Raw genomic sequence first — 16,131 nt, forward strand, 5'->3', positions numbered from 1 at the left:
TATATAAGAGCCAGGGCCCGGTGGATGCCGGCCGCGGCTGTTCCGTACCAGCGCCACGCACTTCCTGGCGGACGCGCAACTGCAACAGGAGGTGTTCGGCGCCAGCGCCCTGCTGGTGAGCTGCCGGGACGAGAACGAGCTGGTGGCGGTGCTCGATGCGCTGGAAGGCCAGCTCACCGCCACGGTACAGATGGACGATCAGGACGGCGCCCTGGCCCGGCGACTGCTGCCACGGCTGGAGCGCAAGGCCGGCCGGGTGCTGTTCAACGGCTTTCCCACCGGGGTCGAGGTGTGCCACGCCATGGTGCACGGCGGCCCCTGGCCGGCCACCTCCGACAGCCGCACCACCTCGGTCGGCTCGGCGGCGATACAGCGCTTCCTGCGCCCGGTCTGTTACCAGGACTGCCCGCCCGGCCTGCTGCCCGAGGCACTGCAGGACGACAACCCCTGGCACCTGCGCCGCCTGCAGGACGGACGTTACTCCTCCTGAAACAACAAGGCCCGATTGCTCGGGCCTTGCTCCTGTTGCCTCTTATCAGGCTTCCAGCTCGATGCCGTCCACCCGTTGCAGGCCCCTGGGCAGCAGGGCGCCGCGGCGGCCGCGCTCGCCCTGGTAGTGCTCGAGATCGGCGGGCTTGAGGGTCAGCTTGCGCTTGCCGGCGTGCAGAGTGACGCTGGTGCCTTGCGGCACCACCACCAGCTGCTTGACGAAGTCCTCGCGGGCCTGCACCTTGGCGGAAGGGATGCCGATCAGCTTGTTGCCCTTGCCCTTGGCCAGCAGCGGCAGATCCTTGAGCGGGAACAGCAGCATGCGCCCCTCGTTGGTGATGGCCATGCACAGGTCGCTGTCCAGGTTGCCGATGGCGGCGGGCTTGAGCACCTGGCCGCCCTCCGGCACCGAGAGCAGGGCCTTGCCGTTCTTGTTGCGGCTGACCATGTCGCCGTAGCGGCAGACGAAGCCGTAGCCGGCGTCGGAGGCCAGCAGGAACAGGCTGTCGTCTTCCCCCATCAGCACGAAGCTGGCCTGCTCGCCCGGGCTCAGGCTGCAGCGGCCGGTCAGCGGCTCGCCCTGGCCCCGGGCCGAGGGCAGGCTGTGGGCGTCCAGGCCATAGGCCCGGCCGATATTGGACAGGAACACCGCCATCTGGTTGCTGCGTCCCGGGGCGGCATCGAGGAAGCCGTCGCCGGCCTTGTAACTGAGCCCTTGGCCATCCACCTCGTGCCCCTTGGCGGCGCGGATCCAGCCCTTCTCGGACAGCACCACGGTCACCGGCTCGCTCGGCACCAGCTCCTTCTCGCTGAGCGCCCTGGCCTCTTCCCGCTCCACCAGGGGAGAGAGCCGTTCGTCGCCGTATTTCTCGGCGTCGGCCAGAATTTCCTTCTTCAGCAGGGTGCTGAGCCGGCGCTCGGAGCCCAGGATCTGGGCCAGCCGGTCGCGCTCGGCGGCCAGCTCGTCCTGTTCGCCGCGGATCTTCATCTCTTCCAGCTTCGCCAGGTGGCGCAGCTTCAGCTCGAGGATGGCCTCGGCCTGGGTCTCGGTCAGATCGAAGCGCGCCATCAGCACCGGCTTGGGCTCGTCCTCGGTGCGGATGATGTGGATCACCTCGTCGATATTGAGGAAGGCGACCAGCAAGCCGGCCAGGATGTGCAGCCGGGCCTCGACCTTGTCCAGCCGGTACTGCAGCCGGTTGCGCACCGTTTCGCGGCGAAAGCGCAGCCATTCGCCCAGGATCAGATCCAGGCTCTTCACCTGGGGCCGGTTGTCCAGCCCCAGCATGTTGAGGTTGACCCGGTAGTTCTTCTCCAGATCCGTGCTGGCGAACAGGTGCTGCATCAGCTGCTCCACGTCCACCCGGTTGGAGCGGGGGATGATCACCAGCCGGGTCGGGTTTTCGTGATCCGACTCGTCGCGCAGATCCGCCACCATCGGCAGCTTCTTGGCCTGCATCTGGGCGGCGATCTGCTCCAGGATCTTGCCGCCGCTGGCCTGGTGCGGCAGGGCGGTGATGACAATGTCGCCCTGCTCCAGCTGGTAGACGGCGCGCATCTTGATGCTGCCCTTGCCGGTTTCGTAGATCTTCCGGATCTCGGCCCTGGGGGTGATGATCTCGGCCCGGGTGGGGTAATCGGGCCCGGCCACATGTTCCATCAGCTCGGTCACCGTCGCCTGGGGGTGGTCCAGCAGGTGCACGCAGGCGTTGGCCACTTCCCGCACGTTGTGGGGCGGGATGTCGGTGGCCATGCCCACGGCGATGCCGGTGACCCCGTTCAGCAGGATGTGCGGCAGCCGGGCCGGCAGCATGCGCGGCTCCTTCAGGGTGCCGTCGAAGTTGGGGATCCATTCCACCGTGCCCTGGCCCAGCTCGGAGAGCAGCAGCTCGGAAAAGCGCGACAGCCGCGCCTCGGTATAACGCATGGCGGCGAAGGACTTGGGATCGTCCGGCGCGCCCCAGTTGCCCTGGCCGTCCACCAGCGGGTAGCGGTAGGAGAAGGGCTGGGCCATCAGCACCATGGCCTCGTAACAGGCGGAGTCGCCGTGGGGGTGGTACTTGCCCAGCACGTCGCCCACGGTGCGGGCGGATTTCTTGTGCTTGGACAGGGCCGACAGGCCCAGCTCGCTCATGGCGTAGATAATGCGGCGCTGCACCGGCTTGAGGCCGTCGCCGATATGGGGCAGGGCCCGGTCCATGATCACGTACATGGAGTAGTTGAGGTAGGCCTGCTCGGTGAAGGTGTGCAGCGGCAGGCGCTCCACCCCTTCCATGGTAAAGTCGTTGTTGCTCATTCTTTAGTCCTCAGGCCAGGGGATCGACCAGGTTGCCCTTGGTTTCCAGCCATTCCCGGCGATCGCCGGAACGCTTCTTGGCCAGCAGCATGTCCATCAGTTGCTCGGTGGCCTCGGCATCCTCCACCGTCAGCTGCACCAGCCGGCGGGTGTTGGGATCCAGGGTGGTTTCGCGCAACTGCTTGGGGTTCATCTCGCCCAGGCCCTTGAAGCGGGTGACCTGCACCTTGCCCTTTTTCTTCTCGGCGGCGATCCGCTCCAGCACCCCGTCGCGCTCGTCCTCGTCGAGGGCGTAGAACACCTCCTTGCCCACGTCGATGCGGTACAGGGGCGGCATGGCCACGTACACATGGCCCCGCTCCACCAGGGTGCGGAAGTGGCGCACGAACAGGGCGCACAGCAGGGTGGCGATGTGCAGGCCGTCCGAGTCGGCGTCGGCCAGGATACACACCTTGCCGTAGCGCAGGTCGGACAGGTCGTCCGAGTCCGGATCCAGGCCGATGGCCACCGAGATGTCGTGCACTTCCTGGGAGGCCAGCACCTGGCCGGACTCCACTTCCCAGGTGTTCAGGATCTTGCCACGCAGCGGCATGATGGCCTGGAACTCCCGGTCCCGCGCCTGCTTGGCGCTGCCGCCGGCCGAGTCCCCTTCCACCAGGAACAGTTCGCCCTGCATGGGATCCGAGCAGGCGCAGTCGGTCAGCTTGCCGGGCAGGGCCGGGCCCTGGGTCACCTTCTTGCGCACCACCTTCTTGGCCTGGCGCAGCCGGCGCTGGGCGCTGCTGATGCACAGCTCGGCGATCTGTTCGGCCAGCTCGATATGCTGGTTTAGCCACAGGCTGAAGGCGTCTTTCACCACCCCGGAGACGAAGGCCGCGCTCTGGCGCGACGACAGCCGCTCCTTGGTCTGGCCGGCGAACTGGGGATCCTGCATCTTCACCGACAGGATGTAGGCACAGCGTTCCCAGATGTCGTCCGGGGTCAGCTTGACCCCGCGCGGCAGCAGGTTGCGGAACTCGCAGAACTCGCGCATGGCGTCCAGCAGGCCCTGGCGCAGGCCGTTGACGTGGGTGCCGCCCTGGGCGGTGGGGATCAGGTTGACGTAGCTCTCGCCCAGCCCTTCGCCGCCGTCCGGCAGCCAGGTCAGGGCCCATTCCACCGCCGAGTGCTCGGCGGTGAAGTTACCGGTAAACGGCTGCTCAGGCAGGCAGGTGAACTCCTTCACCGCCTCCACCAGGTAATCCTTGAGACCGTCCTGGTAGCACCACTCCAGGGTCTCGTTGTTGACCCTGTCCTCGAAGCGGATGGCGAGCCCGGGGCAGAGCACCGCCTTGGCCTTGAGCAGGTGCTTCAGGCGGGTGGCGGAGAATTTGGGCGAGTCGAAATAGCTGGCATCGGGCCAGAAGCGCACCCGGGTGCCGGTGTTGCGCTGGCCACAGGTGCCGGTCACGGTGAGTTCGCTCACCTTGTTGCCGTGCTCGAAGGCCATCTCGAACACCTGGCCGCCGCGGCGCACGGTGACGTCGACCCGGCTGCTCAAGGCGTTGACCACGGAAATGCCCACCCCGTGCAGGCCGCCGGAAAACTGGTAGTTCTTGTTGGAGAACTTGCCGCCGGCGTGCAGCTTGCAGAAGATCAGCTCCACCCCGGAAATGCCTTCCTCCGGGTGGATGTCCACCGGCATGCCCCGGCCGTCGTCGATCACCTCGAGCGACTGGTCGTCGTGCAGTATCACCTCGACCTTGCTGGCGTGGCCGGCCAGGGCCTCGTCCACGCTGTTGTCGATGACCTCCTGGCCCAGGTGGTTGGGACGGGCGGTGTCCGTATACATGCCGGGGCGACGCCGCACCGGCTCCAGGCCATTGAGCACCTCAATGGCGTCGGCAGTATATTGACTCGATGTCATATTGACCTTCGGTAATCAGGGGTATTGGCGGGCATCTTACTACTGAAAGCCGGAAGCTTGAAGCTGGAAGCTGGAAGCTGGAAGCTGGAAGCTGGAAGCCAGAAGAACACCTCCAGCTTCCGGCTTACGGCCTGACTCTTGGTCACAAGTTTCTGTTGACTTTCGATCAGGCAAAACATCGACCAAAGCACACAGCTCCTCCGGCACACCGTGGGACCTGATACTCGCCCCTGGGGGCTCCGCCGCGCTTCTGAGAACCTGTTCACGATTGGTGTACGCGGCCAAAGAGCACTACTCCGCCGACTCGCCATAAACCCATCCCTGGGGGCTCGACGGCGCCATCCCTGGCGCCAACGGTCGGCGGAGCAGCACTCTTTGTCCTCTCTAAAGCTCAGTGTCGCCTGTTGGCACCACCATCAGGCGACGTCGGGGCTTGAAAGAGGCAACAGGGATTGCCTCCGCCGACCGTCACATGCCAGGGATGGGACGTACTTGCGGCGTGTCGGCGGAGGTGGCCCTGCTGCCTCTTCTTTGCGTTAAATCAGACAGCCGGACTTGTGACCAAGAGTCAGGCTTACGGCTTAAAGCTGCAAGAAGCGGATGATCTGGGCGCAGTAGTGCTCGAAGCCGATAAAGGAATGGTCGCCGCCCTTCTGGATGCAGACCCGGGCGAAGCGGTAGTAGTCCAGCGCTTCCCGGTAGTCGAGCACCTCGTCGCCCTGTTGTTGCAGCAGCCAGATGCGCTCCAGGCAGCTCGGCGCGTCCACCCGCAGGGCGGCCAGCTCGGCCATGTGCCCGGAGGTCAGGACATAGCGCTCGCCGGTATAGGGATTGAGCTGTTCGCCCAGCCAGTCGCCGAGCAATATATGAGGATTGACCGCCGGGTTGATCACCACCGCGCGCACCCCGTACAGCTCCGCCACCCGGGTGGCCCAGAAGCCCCCGAGGGAGCTGCCCGCCACCCCGAAGGGGCCGTCCAGCCCGTCGCAAATCGCCGCTATCTGGCTCCAGGCCGCCGCCGGGGTGGCCGCCAGCTGCGGACACACCAGGCGGATATCGGGCCGGTGCCGGGCGAGATGCTCCCCCATCAGCCGGGCCTTGATCGACCGGGGGGAGGAGTTGAAGCCGTGCAGATAAAGCAGCGTGGCCGCCATAAGGATGCTCCTGGATGAAAATCGCAGCCCCGAGCTTACCCGTCCGCCCGGGCAAGCTCAACGTCCGGCGCTGCCTTTATCCGGTGCAAAACGCACCAGGATGGCGCTTTTTTCCACCCTCCGGCCGCGGCTTCTGTTACCTCTAATGAGTTAACCCTTAGGAAATATCCCTTTGGAGGCAACCCGGCGATCTCTGGCACGCTTTCTGCTTATGTCATGGCAAGACGGGTTCAACGGCGGACCCACTCATTCAGGCAACGTTGCCCACCGCAGGCTGCACCCAGATGTAGCGGCGCGTGGGCTTTTTTTTTTTGAAACTTCGAGGGAATGAACCATGACCAAGCACAATACCGTGGATCCGGCCAGCCGCCGGCGCTTTCTGAAGGCCTCCCTGGCCGCGGCCGGCGGGGCCGCCCTGTGGAGCAGCCTGCCGAGCCTGGGCCTGGCGGCACAGAGCGCGGGCCCGCTCGAAACCAGGTCCGCCAAGCTGGGCTTTATCGCCCTGTCCGACGCGGCGCCGCTGTTCGTGGCCGACGAGAAGGGCTTCTTCGCCAAGCACGGCATGACCGAGGTGGAGGTGCTCAAGCAGTCCTCCTGGGGCACCACCCGCGACAACCTGGTGCTGGGCTCGGCCAGCAACGGCATCGACGGCGCCCACATCCTCACGCCCATGCCCTATCTGCTCACCACCGGCGCCATGACCGCCAACAACGTGCCCACCCCCATGTACATACTGGCCCGGCTCAACCTGGCCGGCCAGGGCATCTCGGTGGGCAAGGAATACCAGGATCTCAAGGTCGGGCTGGATCTGGCCGAGTTCAAACAGGCGCTGGCGGCCAAGCAGAACGGCGGCAGCCCGGTGCGCGCCGCCATGACCTTCCCCGGCGGCACCCATGACCTCTGGCTCCGCTACTGGATGGCGGCCGGCGGCATAGACCCCAACCAGGACATCGCCACCATAGTGGTGCCGCCGCCCCAGATGGTGGCCAACATGAAGGTGGGCAGCATGGACACCTTCTGCGTGGGTGAACCCTGGAACGAGCAGCTGATCAACCAGGGCATCGGCTACTCCGCCCTGACCACGGGCGAGATCTGGGCCGGCCATCCGGAGAAGGCCTTCGCCATGCGCGCCGACTACGTGGACCAGAACCCCAACGCCACCAAGGCCCTGCTCAAGGCGATCATGGAAGCGCAGATCTTCTGCGAGCAGCCGGAAAACCGCGCCGAAGTGGCGGCGATTTGCGCCAAGCGCCGCTGGATCAACGCCCCGGTCAAGGACATCATCAACCGCATGCAGGGCCATTTCGACTACGGCACCGGCCGCGTCGTGGAGAACAGCCCCCACCAGATGCGCTTCTGGAAGGACAACGCCTCCTATCCCTTCCAGAGCCATGACCTCTGGTTCCTGACCGAGAACATGCGCTGGGGCTACCTGCCCACCGACCTCGACACCCAGTCCCTGATCGCCCGGGTCAACCGGGAGGATCTGTGGCGGGCCGCCGCCGCCGAGCTGGGGGTGGACAAGGCCGACATCCCCGCCTCCACCTCCCGCGGTGTCGAAACCTTCTTCGACGGCAAGCAGTTCGATCCCGAAAACCCCATGGCCTACCTGGACAGCCTGGCCATCAAGAAGCTGGCCTGAGGCCGCAAGGAGCATAACCATGACCACCCAAAGCACTTCTTCCCCGACTCCCGCGCTCGCCCGGCGAGCGCCCCGGCCGGCCCCCCTCGGCCCCGTGCTGCGCTACGGCCTGAACCACCTGGCGCCCCCCCTGGTGATCCTGGCCGGGCTGCTGCTGCTGTGGGAGCTGCTGTGCTCCGGCAGCAACGCCGCCCTGCCGGCCCCCAGCCAGGTGCTGAGCGATACCTGGGAGCTGATCACCGATCCCTTTTATAACAACGGCGGCAACGACGTGGGCATGGCCTGGCAGATCCTGGCCAGCCTGGAGCGGGTGGCCTACGGCTACAGCCTGGCGGTGCTGGTGGGCGTGAGCCTGGGGGTACTGGTGGGCCAGTCCACCTGGGCCATGCGCGGCCTGGATCCCCTCTTCCAGGTGCTGCGCACCGTGCCGCCCCTGGCCTGGCTGCCGATCTCCCTGGCCGGCTTCCAGGACAGCAGCCCGTCCGCCATCTTCGTGATCTTCATCACCTCGATCTGGCCCATCATCATCAACACCTCGGTGGGGGTGCGCAACATTCCCGAGGATTACCGCAACGTGGCCCGGGTGCTCCGGCTCAACGGCCTGGAATACTTTACCCGCATCATGCTGCCCGCCGCGGCCCCCTATATCTTCTCCGGGCTGCGCATCGGGGTCGGCCTGTCGTGGCTGGCCATCGTCGCCGCCGAGATGCTGATCGGCGGCGTGGGCATCGGCTTCTTTATCTGGGACGCCTGGAACGCCTCGCTGCTCAGCGACATCGTACTGGCCCTGATCTACGTGGGCCTGGTGGGCTTCATACTCGACCGCATCGTCGCGGTCTTCGGCCAATGGGTAAGCCGCGGCACCAGCGCCGCCTGAGGAGGAACATCATGAGCCATCACTACCTGACCATCGAAAACGTCGACAAGCTCTACCATACCGCCGGCGGCAGCACCCAGGTGCTGAAGAACGTCAACCTCAAGGTGAACAAGGGGGAATACATCTCCATCATCGGTCACTCCGGCTGCGGCAAGAGCACGGTGCTCAACATCGTCGCCGGCCTGACCGGCGCCAGCAGCGGCGGCGTCATCCTGGACGGGGCCGAGGTCACGGCCCCGGGCCCGGAGCGGGCCCTGGTGTTCCAGAACCACTCCCTGCTGCCCTGGCTGACCGTCTATGAAAACGTGGCCCTGGCGGTGGACAAGACCTTCCGCCACAGCAAGACCAGGGCGGAACGGCAGGACTGGATACTGCACAACCTGGCCCTGGTGAACATGAGCCACGCCCTGCACAAGCGCCCGGACGAGATCTCCGGCGGCATGAAGCAGCGGGTGGGCATCGCCCGGGCCCTGGCGATGGAGCCCAAGGTGCTGCTGCTGGACGAACCCTTCGGCGCCCTCGACGCCCTGACCCGGGCCCACCTGCAGGACGAGGTGATGCGTATCCAGAACGAGCTGCACAACACGGTGCTGATGATCACCCACGACGTGGACGAGGCGGTGCTGCTCTCCGATCGCATCGTGATGATGACCAATGGCCCAGCCGCCACCATCGGCGAGGTGCTCACCATCGACCTGCCCCGGCCCCGGGACAGGATCGCCCTGGCCGACAACCCGCGCTACAACCACTACCGCCACGAGGTGCTGCGCTTCCTCTACGAGAAACAGCGCAAGCTGGAGCCGTTGCGCCCCCGGCGGGAAGCACAGGCGCCGGCCGCCGAAGCCGCCGGCGCCTGAATCAGGTCCACATCTCGGCCAGGGCGATCAGCTCCCTGGCCACATCCAGCTGCCGCCGCCCCTGCTCCATGGAGGTGCGGCGCAGCAGTTTGTGGGCCTCCTCCTCCGACAGCCGGCGGTGGGTCATCAGCAGGCCCTTGGCCCGCTCCACCACCTTGCGCTCCTCCAGCGCCGTTCGGGCATTGTTGAGCTCGTCCTGCATCTGCTGCAGGCGGCGGGACTGGGACTGCAGCAGCTCGATCAGCGAGCGGCCCAGCTGCGGGCTCAGGCCATGGTAGCCGTCGCTGCCGGCCAGCCCGCCCTCTGCCGAGCAGAACACCACGAAGGCGTCGTCCTGGCCCTGCTGGAAGCGGGGCAGCAGATCGATCACCGAACAGTGCTGGGCCAGGCTGTCCCGGGCCGCGTAAAGCTTGCCGGAGCACAGCACCTCCAGCCGGGCGGCCAGGCACAGCTCCACCTGCTGCATGGTGTCGATGCGGCCACTCATCACCTCGAACCAGCGCTGTCCCAGCCGGGGATCGAAGGCGGTGCGCTCGTTGCTGGTGCACAGCAGCCGGCGCAGGCGCTCCACTTCGATCAGGCCGGTGTCCTGCTGGCACTGGCGCCATACCGCCCAGGACGCCGGATCCACGAAACCGGCAAACACCTCGAAGCAGCGTTCCTCGGCTTCGATCAGGTGCTGGATGCGCAGCGAAACCTCGCCCCCGCCCTGGCCGGAGGCGAAGGCCGCCGCCCCCGCCGCCCGCTCCTGGCCGGTGAACTCCTTGCCCTGCATAAAGTGGAACATGGCCACCAGCAGCCGGGCGATATCGGGATCCACCGCCGCGTCGGCGGCCTCGAACACCACCGCCAGCAGCCCCTGCACCAGCTCGGTATAGACCCGGGTGGCCGCCTCCGCCGGTATGGCCTGACGGCCGACCTCGTCCCGCAGCCGGTCCATGTCCGACAATATGTGCACCGCGTAGCCGATGCGGTTGAGCAGCCGGCTGCCGGCCTGCACCGTGTTCTGGCGCAGGTTGAGTGCCGCCAGGGCCTGGTGGAACTGTTCCCGCTGCCGATCGCTGTCGCGCCGGATGGCCTGCAGCTCGGGGCCGAAACGCTCCCCCCGGGAGCCCAGGTACATGTTGGACGCCCCCCGCTCCCGCTGCAGGACGTGCACCAGGTGGCTGATGCAGACCACCAGCTGCCCCATGCGCAGCAGTTGTTCCAGGATCTGGATCTCGCATTCCTTGGAGGCGATCAGGTAATCGGTGGCGTCGGGTCGGCCGGCGGAAGTCTCTGCCATGGTCTTGCTCCGTTGGACATAAAGGGCGTTATCCAACAGAAGCAAGAAATACGCCAGCTGGTCAGTAACCGGTGGCGCTGAAGTCGGGCACGAAGGCGTCGGGCGGCAGCCGCCATACCTGGGTACTGAGCCGGCCGTCGGGATAGAGGGTGAGGGCGCGCCAGCCCGGCGCGGTATGATCCAGGGCGAAGTCGTCGGACAGGGGCTTGAACTGGATGCAGGTGGAGGGACTGGCCAGGTAGCGCACCCCGTCATGCACCTCGTCGAAGCCCTGGTGCACATGGCCGAACAGCACCACCTTGGCGGCCCGGTGCCGCGCCAGTCGCTGCTTGAGCTCGCCGGCGTTGCGCAGGTTGTGCTGATCCAGCCAGGCGCAGCCCACCGGCACCGCCTGGTGGTGCACCGCCACCAGCAGGTGGTGGTGGGGGTAGTCGTCGATGGCCTGCTCCAGCAGCGCGAGCTGCTCCGGCGCCAGCTCGCCGTGCACGGCGCCGCGCAGCTGGGTGTCGAGCAGCAGTATCTGCCAGTTGCCGCACAGCAGCTGCTTGGCGTTGCTGATGCCGGCGGCGTCCAGCTCGGCCTGCATCACCGGGGCGTCGTCGTGGTTGCCCGGCAGCCAGAACACCGGCGGTGCCAGCTCGCCCATCAGCCGGGTAAAGTGCCGGTAGGACTCGGGGCTGTGATCCTGGGACAGATCGCCGGTGGCCAGGATCAGATCCCGGGGGCTGTCGTCCTCCAGGATGGCGTCGACCACCGCCCGGCAACTGCGCCAGGGGGCGATGCCCAGCAGATCGGTGTCGGCGCCGGCGAAGAGGTGGGTATCGGTGATCTGCAGCAGCTCGATCACGCCATCGGCGCGACGGGGCTGGAGACGGGTGGGTGCTGGTTGTGTTGTTGCCCTGTTCAAAGCTGTTTGACCGTGCTGAATCCGTGGTAAAGGCAACATCTCAGCCATTCGGCCAGAAAGAGGTTAACCTGTTCTTTTTCATTGGGATGATGCATGTTTTTATTGGGGTAATCATAACTCGGTTGCAGTGCAAAAATCTGCTGGCTGGCACACACTTCGGCCATGCGCACGTCATGATAGAGCCGAACCCTCACCTTCATGCGCATAAAGCTGGGCAGGCCGGGAGTGCATTGCTCGATGGACACATGCCAGGTGTAGGGGGCGATCTCCAGCACCCGCAGCACGAACAGCACCTGGTCGCTGATGCCGACCGACACGCTCTCACCCGCCGTGGCCCCCTTGGGCAACAACTTCATCAGCGCCAGGTAGTTGGTGTCGCAGGTACGCTGCAACGCCTTCAGATCCGGGACATGTTTGCGGGTGGTGATCACCGAAACCAACAGCTTCTCCTCTCTTCGATTCAGGCCCCGGCGCGCCCATGCGCACGGTGCAGTTCCAACCATTGTAGTGCGATCACGCTGGCGGCATTATCTATTTTTCCTTGCGCCAGCCACTCCATCGCCCGGGCCCGGGGCAGGCGGTGCACCCGGATGTCTTCGCCCTCGTGGACCAGGCCGGCGTGGTCGGCCGCCTCGGTCGCATCCACCTCGCCGATAAAGACGGTGATGCGTTCGCTGCAGCCGCCGGGGCTGGAAAAATAGCTGAGCGCCCGGGTCAGGCTTTTCAGGGTCAGGCCCGCCTCTTCCCGGGCTTCGCGGCGCACCACCTCTTCTTCCGACTCGCCCTCTTCCACTATGCCCGCCACTATCTCCAGCAGCCAGGGGCTGTTGCGATCGTGGATGGCGCCCACCCGGAACTGCTCCACCAGCACCACTTCGTCCCGCACCGGATCATAGGGCAGCACGGCGGCGGCATGGCCCCGGTCGAACAGCTCCCGGGTAAGGACCGGCCCCCAGCCACCGGCGAACAGCCGGTGTTTGAGGCGTACCTTGAGCAAGCGGAAGAAGCCCTTGTAGCCTACCTCCTCGGCCAGCAGCTGCATATCCTCCCGGCCGAAGCCGGTGCGGTTTTTCATGGTCATATCGACTCCCGTCTTGACATTTAACCGGCAGATTTTAGACTAGCGCTTACGTGAATGAACGTTCATTCACAAACAAGCCAGCCGTCGTTTTAGCGCTATCCCCATATTACTGCAACGAAAAACGGTCACGCTACCGTTATACTGAACGACGAAAAACAAGATGCCTGCCCCCAGCACGGCGATAATTGGTCCATCCGTTATTAAAGGCTACATAATGAAAAAAACGCTGTTGTCGACCCTGATGCTCCTTTGCGCGGCAGCTCCGGTCCAGGCCGAAGACCTGCTGGATATCTACCGGCAGGCCACCCAGAACGACCCCCAGGTACGCGAAGCCAAGGCGCGCCGTGACGCCGCCTTCGAACAGATCAACGAATCCCGCGCCGCCCTGCTGCCCCAGGTCAACCTGGGCGCCGGTGCCAACTACACCCAGAGCAACCAGAACGATCGCACCACCCGCAGTACCACCAACGTCGGCGCCACCCTGGGCCAGGCACTGTACCGTCGCGCCAGCTGGATCAACCTGGACATCACCGAAAAGGCCGCCGCCCAGAGCGAGGTTGGCTACCAGCAGGTGCAGCAGGCCCTGATCGTCCGCGCCACCCAGGCCTATTTCGACGTGCTCAACGCCCAGGATACCCTGAGCTTCGTGCAGGCCAACAAGGAAGCGGTCAGCCGCCAGCTGGATCAGACCCGGCAGCGCTTCGAGGTGGGACTGAGCGCCATGACCGACGTGCACGAGGCCCAGGCCCAGTACGACCAGGCCCTGGCCGAGGAAATCGCGGCGAAAAACGCGGTCAACAACGCCAAGGAGGTGCTGCGCGAACTCACCGGTATCAGCTATGCGCGACTCAACGCGCTCAATACCGATACCTTCAGCCCCCAGCGTCCCACCACCGCCGCCGATGCCTGGCTGGAAATCGCCCTGGAGCAGAACCTGGAGCTGCACAGCCAGCGCATCAACAAGGACATCGCCAACGAGCAGATCACCCTGGCCCAGTCCGGACGCCTGCCGACCCTGGATCTGAATGCCGGCCTGAGCAGCAGCTACAGCGACTACAAGAATTCGAACCAGAACAGCGACGGAACCCTGAACGAAGGCACCGTGGGCGTCTCCCTGTCGCTGCCGCTCTATACCGGCGGCGCCACCGGCTCCCAGATCAAGCAGGCCCAGCACAACTACGTGGCGGCCAGCGAACAGCTGGAGCGCAGCTTCCGCTCGGTGCAGAGCCAGGTATATTCCTCTTTCAACGACGTCAACTCGGCCATCGGCTCCATCCGCGCCTTCGAGCAGTTCGTGGTGTCCGCCGAGAGCGCACTCAGCGCCACCGAGGCCGGCTACGAGGTGGGCACCCGCACCATAGTGGACGTGCTCAACGCCACCCGCCAGCTGTACGACGCCAAGCAGAAGCTGGCCGAAGCCCGCTACAACTACATCCTGAGCCAGTTGCGGCTCAAGCAGGCCGCCGGCAACCTGACCGAACAGGATCTGGTGGACATCAACAACGGGCTCAAGCGCTAAGAACCTGTTTACGCTCTGGTGTGCGCGGCCAAAGAGCACTGCTCCGCCGACTCGCCGTAAACCCATCCCTGGGGGCTCGACGGCGCCATCCCTGGCGCCAACGGTCGGCGGAGCAGCACTCTTTGTCCTCTCCAAAGCTCGGTGTCGCCTGTCGGTTAGACCATCAGCCAACAGCGGGGCTTGGAAGAGGTAACAGGCAACCTTTCAAAGATCGTGAACAGGTTCTAAGCCAAGCGCACTCTCTCCGGCGGCCCGCTCGCCTTCTTTTGCCTGCTCCGTTGCACCATCATATGGTCCCTGCCTTATGATGGTGCATGCTCCCCGCCGCGCTCGCTGTTAATTTATTGATAAAAAAGAAAATCACATCATGGCACAGGCCTTGCTTTATGAGTGACAGAGTCACTTAATCTTTACAAGGCCACTATGACAGCTTCGATCCATACCACCTGCCCCTATTGCGGCGTTGGCTGCGGCGTTAAGGTCGACAGCCAGGGCGTTCCCAGCGGTGATGCCGGCCATCCCGCCAACCTCGGCGCGCTGTGCGTGAAAGGCATGGCGCTGGGCGAAAGCCAGAGCCTGCCCAACCGCCTGCTCTACCCGCGGGTGAACGGCGAACAGGTGGACTGGCCCGGGGCCGTCGACCATATCGCCCGCCGCTTCGGCGAGCTGATCGAACGCCACGGCCCCGGCGCCATCGCCTTCTACGGCTCGGGCCAGATGCTGACCGAAGACTACTATGTGGCCAACAAGCTGATGAAGGGCTTTATCGGCTCGGCCAATATCGACACCAACTCCCGGCTGTGCATGTCCTCCGCCGTGGCCGCCCACCAGCATGCCTTCGGCGAGGACGCGGTGCCGGCCAGCTACGAGGACATCGACCAGGCCGAGCTGGTGGTGATCGTCGGCGCCAACACCGCCTGGACCCATCCGGTGCTGTTCCGCCGGCTGGAAGCCGCCAAGGCCGCCAACCCGCACCAGCAGTGGGTGGTGATCGATCCCCGCGCCACCGCCACCGCCCAGCAGGCGGATTTGCACCTGGCCATCACCCCGGGCTCGGATCTGGTGCTGTTCAACGGCCTGGCCCGCCACATCCTCGACAGCAACCGCCTGGATCGCCACTTCGTGGAACGCCATGTCGCCGGTTTCGACGAGCTGCAGCGCCAGCTGTCGGCGCCCGAATACCGCCCCGAGACGGTGGCCGAGGCCACCGGCCTGTCCATCGCCCGGCTCGAGCGTTTCTACCAGCTGTTCCTCGACCACCCCAAGACCCTGACCCTGTTCTGCATGGGCATCAACCAGTCGCTGCAGGGCACCCTCAACGCCGGCGCCATCATCAACTGCCACCTGCTCACCGGCCGCATCGGCAAGCCGGGCGCCGCCCCCTTCTCGCTCACCGGCCAGCCCAACGCCATGGGCGGACGCGAGGTGGGCGGCCTGGCCAACCAGCTGGCGGCCCATATGGACTTCGCCCCGGCCAACCGGGACAAGGTGGCCCGTTTCTGGAACACCGACCGCCTGGCCCAGTCTCCCGGCCACAAGGCCATGGACATGATAGCGGCGATAGAACGCGGCGAGATCAAGGCCCTGTGGGTGATGGGCACCAACCCGGCGGTATCGCTGCCGGACAGCGACCGGGCCCGCCGCGCCCTGGCCAGCTGTGAGCTGCTGATCGTTTCCGACATCAGCCCCAACACCGACACCGCCAAACTGGCCCAGGTGCTGCTGCCCGCCGCCGGCTGGGGCGAGAAGGACGGTACCGTCCCCAACTCGGCGCGCACCATCTCCCGCCAGCGCCCCTTCAAGCCGGCCCCCGGCGCCGCCCGGCCGGACTGGTGGGCCCTGTGCCAGGTGGCCCGGGCCATGGGCTTCGAGCAGGCCTTTGCCTTCGAGTCGGCCGCCGATATCTTCCGCGAGCACGCCGCCCTCACCGGGTTCGAAAACGGCGGCGAGCGGTTGTTCGACATCTCCGCGCTCAGCACCCTGAGCGACGCCGAGTTCGACGCCATGACCCCGCGCAGCTGGCCCCTGTCCGGCAAGGAGGGCGGCCCGGCCCGGCTGTTCACCGATGGCCGTTTCGCCACCCCCGACGGCAAGGCCCGGCTGCGCCCGGCCCAGCCG

Annotated in this window: 13 protein-coding genes; 6 read left to right on the forward strand and 7 right to left on the reverse strand. The window is 65.8% G+C overall.

The window, feature by feature from the left end:
* The first annotated feature begins 91 nt into the window (after positions 1-91).
* Entirely contained in the window at positions 92-490 is a 399-nt protein-coding gene (locus tag CGX12_RS15805) for an aldehyde dehydrogenase family protein (RefSeq protein ID WP_094040816.1), read from the forward strand.
* A gap of 45 nt (positions 491-535) precedes the next feature.
* Here the strand turns inward: CGX12_RS15805 and parC are convergent, their stop codons facing one another.
* From parC to CGX12_RS15820, 3 genes are all read right to left on the reverse strand, one after another.
* Entirely contained in the window at positions 536-2,785 is a 2,250-nt protein-coding gene (gene parC / locus CGX12_RS15810) for a DNA topoisomerase IV subunit A (protein WP_094040817.1), read from the reverse strand.
* Positions 2,786-2,795: 10 nt separating this feature from the next.
* The gene (parE, locus tag CGX12_RS15815; RefSeq protein WP_094040818.1) at positions 2,796-4,691 is read right to left on the reverse strand and encodes a DNA topoisomerase IV subunit B; all 1,896 of its coding nucleotides are present in this window, start codon (positions 4,689-4,691) and stop codon (positions 2,796-2,798) included.
* Between the two features lie 581 nt (positions 4,692-5,272).
* Complete coding sequence (locus tag CGX12_RS15820) at positions 5,273-5,845, reverse strand: YqiA/YcfP family alpha/beta fold hydrolase (RefSeq protein WP_094040819.1); 573 nt, start codon at positions 5,843-5,845, stop codon at positions 5,273-5,275.
* 334 nt (positions 5,846-6,179) lie between these two features.
* Here CGX12_RS15820 and CGX12_RS15825 point away from each other — a divergent pair, with 334 nt between their 5' ends.
* Genes CGX12_RS15825 through CGX12_RS15835 form a run of 3 tightly spaced genes read left to right on the forward strand, consistent with a single transcriptional unit; the run spans position 6,180 to position 9,221 of the window.
* The gene (locus CGX12_RS15825; protein ID WP_094040820.1) at positions 6,180-7,487 is read left to right on the forward strand and encodes a CmpA/NrtA family ABC transporter substrate-binding protein; all 1,308 of its coding nucleotides are present in this window, start codon (positions 6,180-6,182) and stop codon (positions 7,485-7,487) included.
* Between the two features lie 19 nt (positions 7,488-7,506).
* On the forward strand, positions 7,507-8,364 hold the full coding sequence (gene ntrB, locus CGX12_RS15830) for a nitrate ABC transporter permease (protein WP_094040821.1): 858 nt from the start codon (positions 7,507-7,509) through the stop codon (positions 8,362-8,364).
* Between the two features lie 11 nt (positions 8,365-8,375).
* Positions 8,376-9,221 (forward strand): ABC transporter ATP-binding protein, encoded by an 846-nt coding sequence (locus CGX12_RS15835; RefSeq protein ID WP_094040822.1) that lies wholly within the window; start codon positions 8,376-8,378, stop codon positions 9,219-9,221.
* 1 nt (position 9,222) lies between these two features.
* On the opposite strand, the gene CGX12_RS15840 is transcribed toward CGX12_RS15835, so the two are convergent.
* The 4 genes from CGX12_RS15840 to nudF form a co-directional block, all read right to left on the reverse strand.
* Complete coding sequence (locus CGX12_RS15840; RefSeq protein ID WP_094040823.1) at positions 9,223-10,506, reverse strand: nitrate regulatory protein; 1,284 nt, start codon at positions 10,504-10,506, stop codon at positions 9,223-9,225.
* A 61-nt stretch (positions 10,507-10,567) separates the two neighbouring features.
* Positions 10,568-11,353, reverse strand: coding sequence for a 3',5'-cyclic-AMP phosphodiesterase (gene cpdA / locus CGX12_RS15845; RefSeq protein ID WP_254918319.1), 786 nt, complete (start codon positions 11,351-11,353; stop codon positions 10,568-10,570).
* A gap of 56 nt (positions 11,354-11,409) precedes the next feature.
* A complete protein-coding gene (locus CGX12_RS15850; protein WP_232513366.1) occupies positions 11,410-11,853 on the reverse strand; it encodes a DUF1249 domain-containing protein in 444 nt (147 codons plus the stop codon).
* Positions 11,854-11,873: 20 nt separating this feature from the next.
* Entirely contained in the window at positions 11,874-12,494 is a 621-nt protein-coding gene (nudF, locus tag CGX12_RS15855; protein ID WP_094040826.1) for an ADP-ribose diphosphatase, read from the reverse strand.
* 214 nt (positions 12,495-12,708) lie between these two features.
* Between nudF and tolC the strand changes: the two genes are divergently transcribed.
* Together tolC and CGX12_RS15865 are read left to right on the forward strand one after the other, a co-directional pair.
* Entirely contained in the window at positions 12,709-14,013 is a 1,305-nt protein-coding gene (gene tolC / locus CGX12_RS15860) for an outer membrane channel protein TolC (protein ID WP_094040827.1), read from the forward strand.
* 423 nt (positions 14,014-14,436) lie between these two features.
* On the forward strand, positions 14,437-16,131 hold a 1,695-nt coding region (locus tag CGX12_RS15865; protein ID WP_254918318.1), incomplete at its 3' end, for a molybdopterin-dependent oxidoreductase.

This window comes from Zobellella denitrificans (assembly GCF_002237365.1).
GTDB classification, from domain to species: Bacteria; Pseudomonadota; Gammaproteobacteria; order Enterobacterales; family Aeromonadaceae; genus Oceanimonas; species Oceanimonas denitrificans.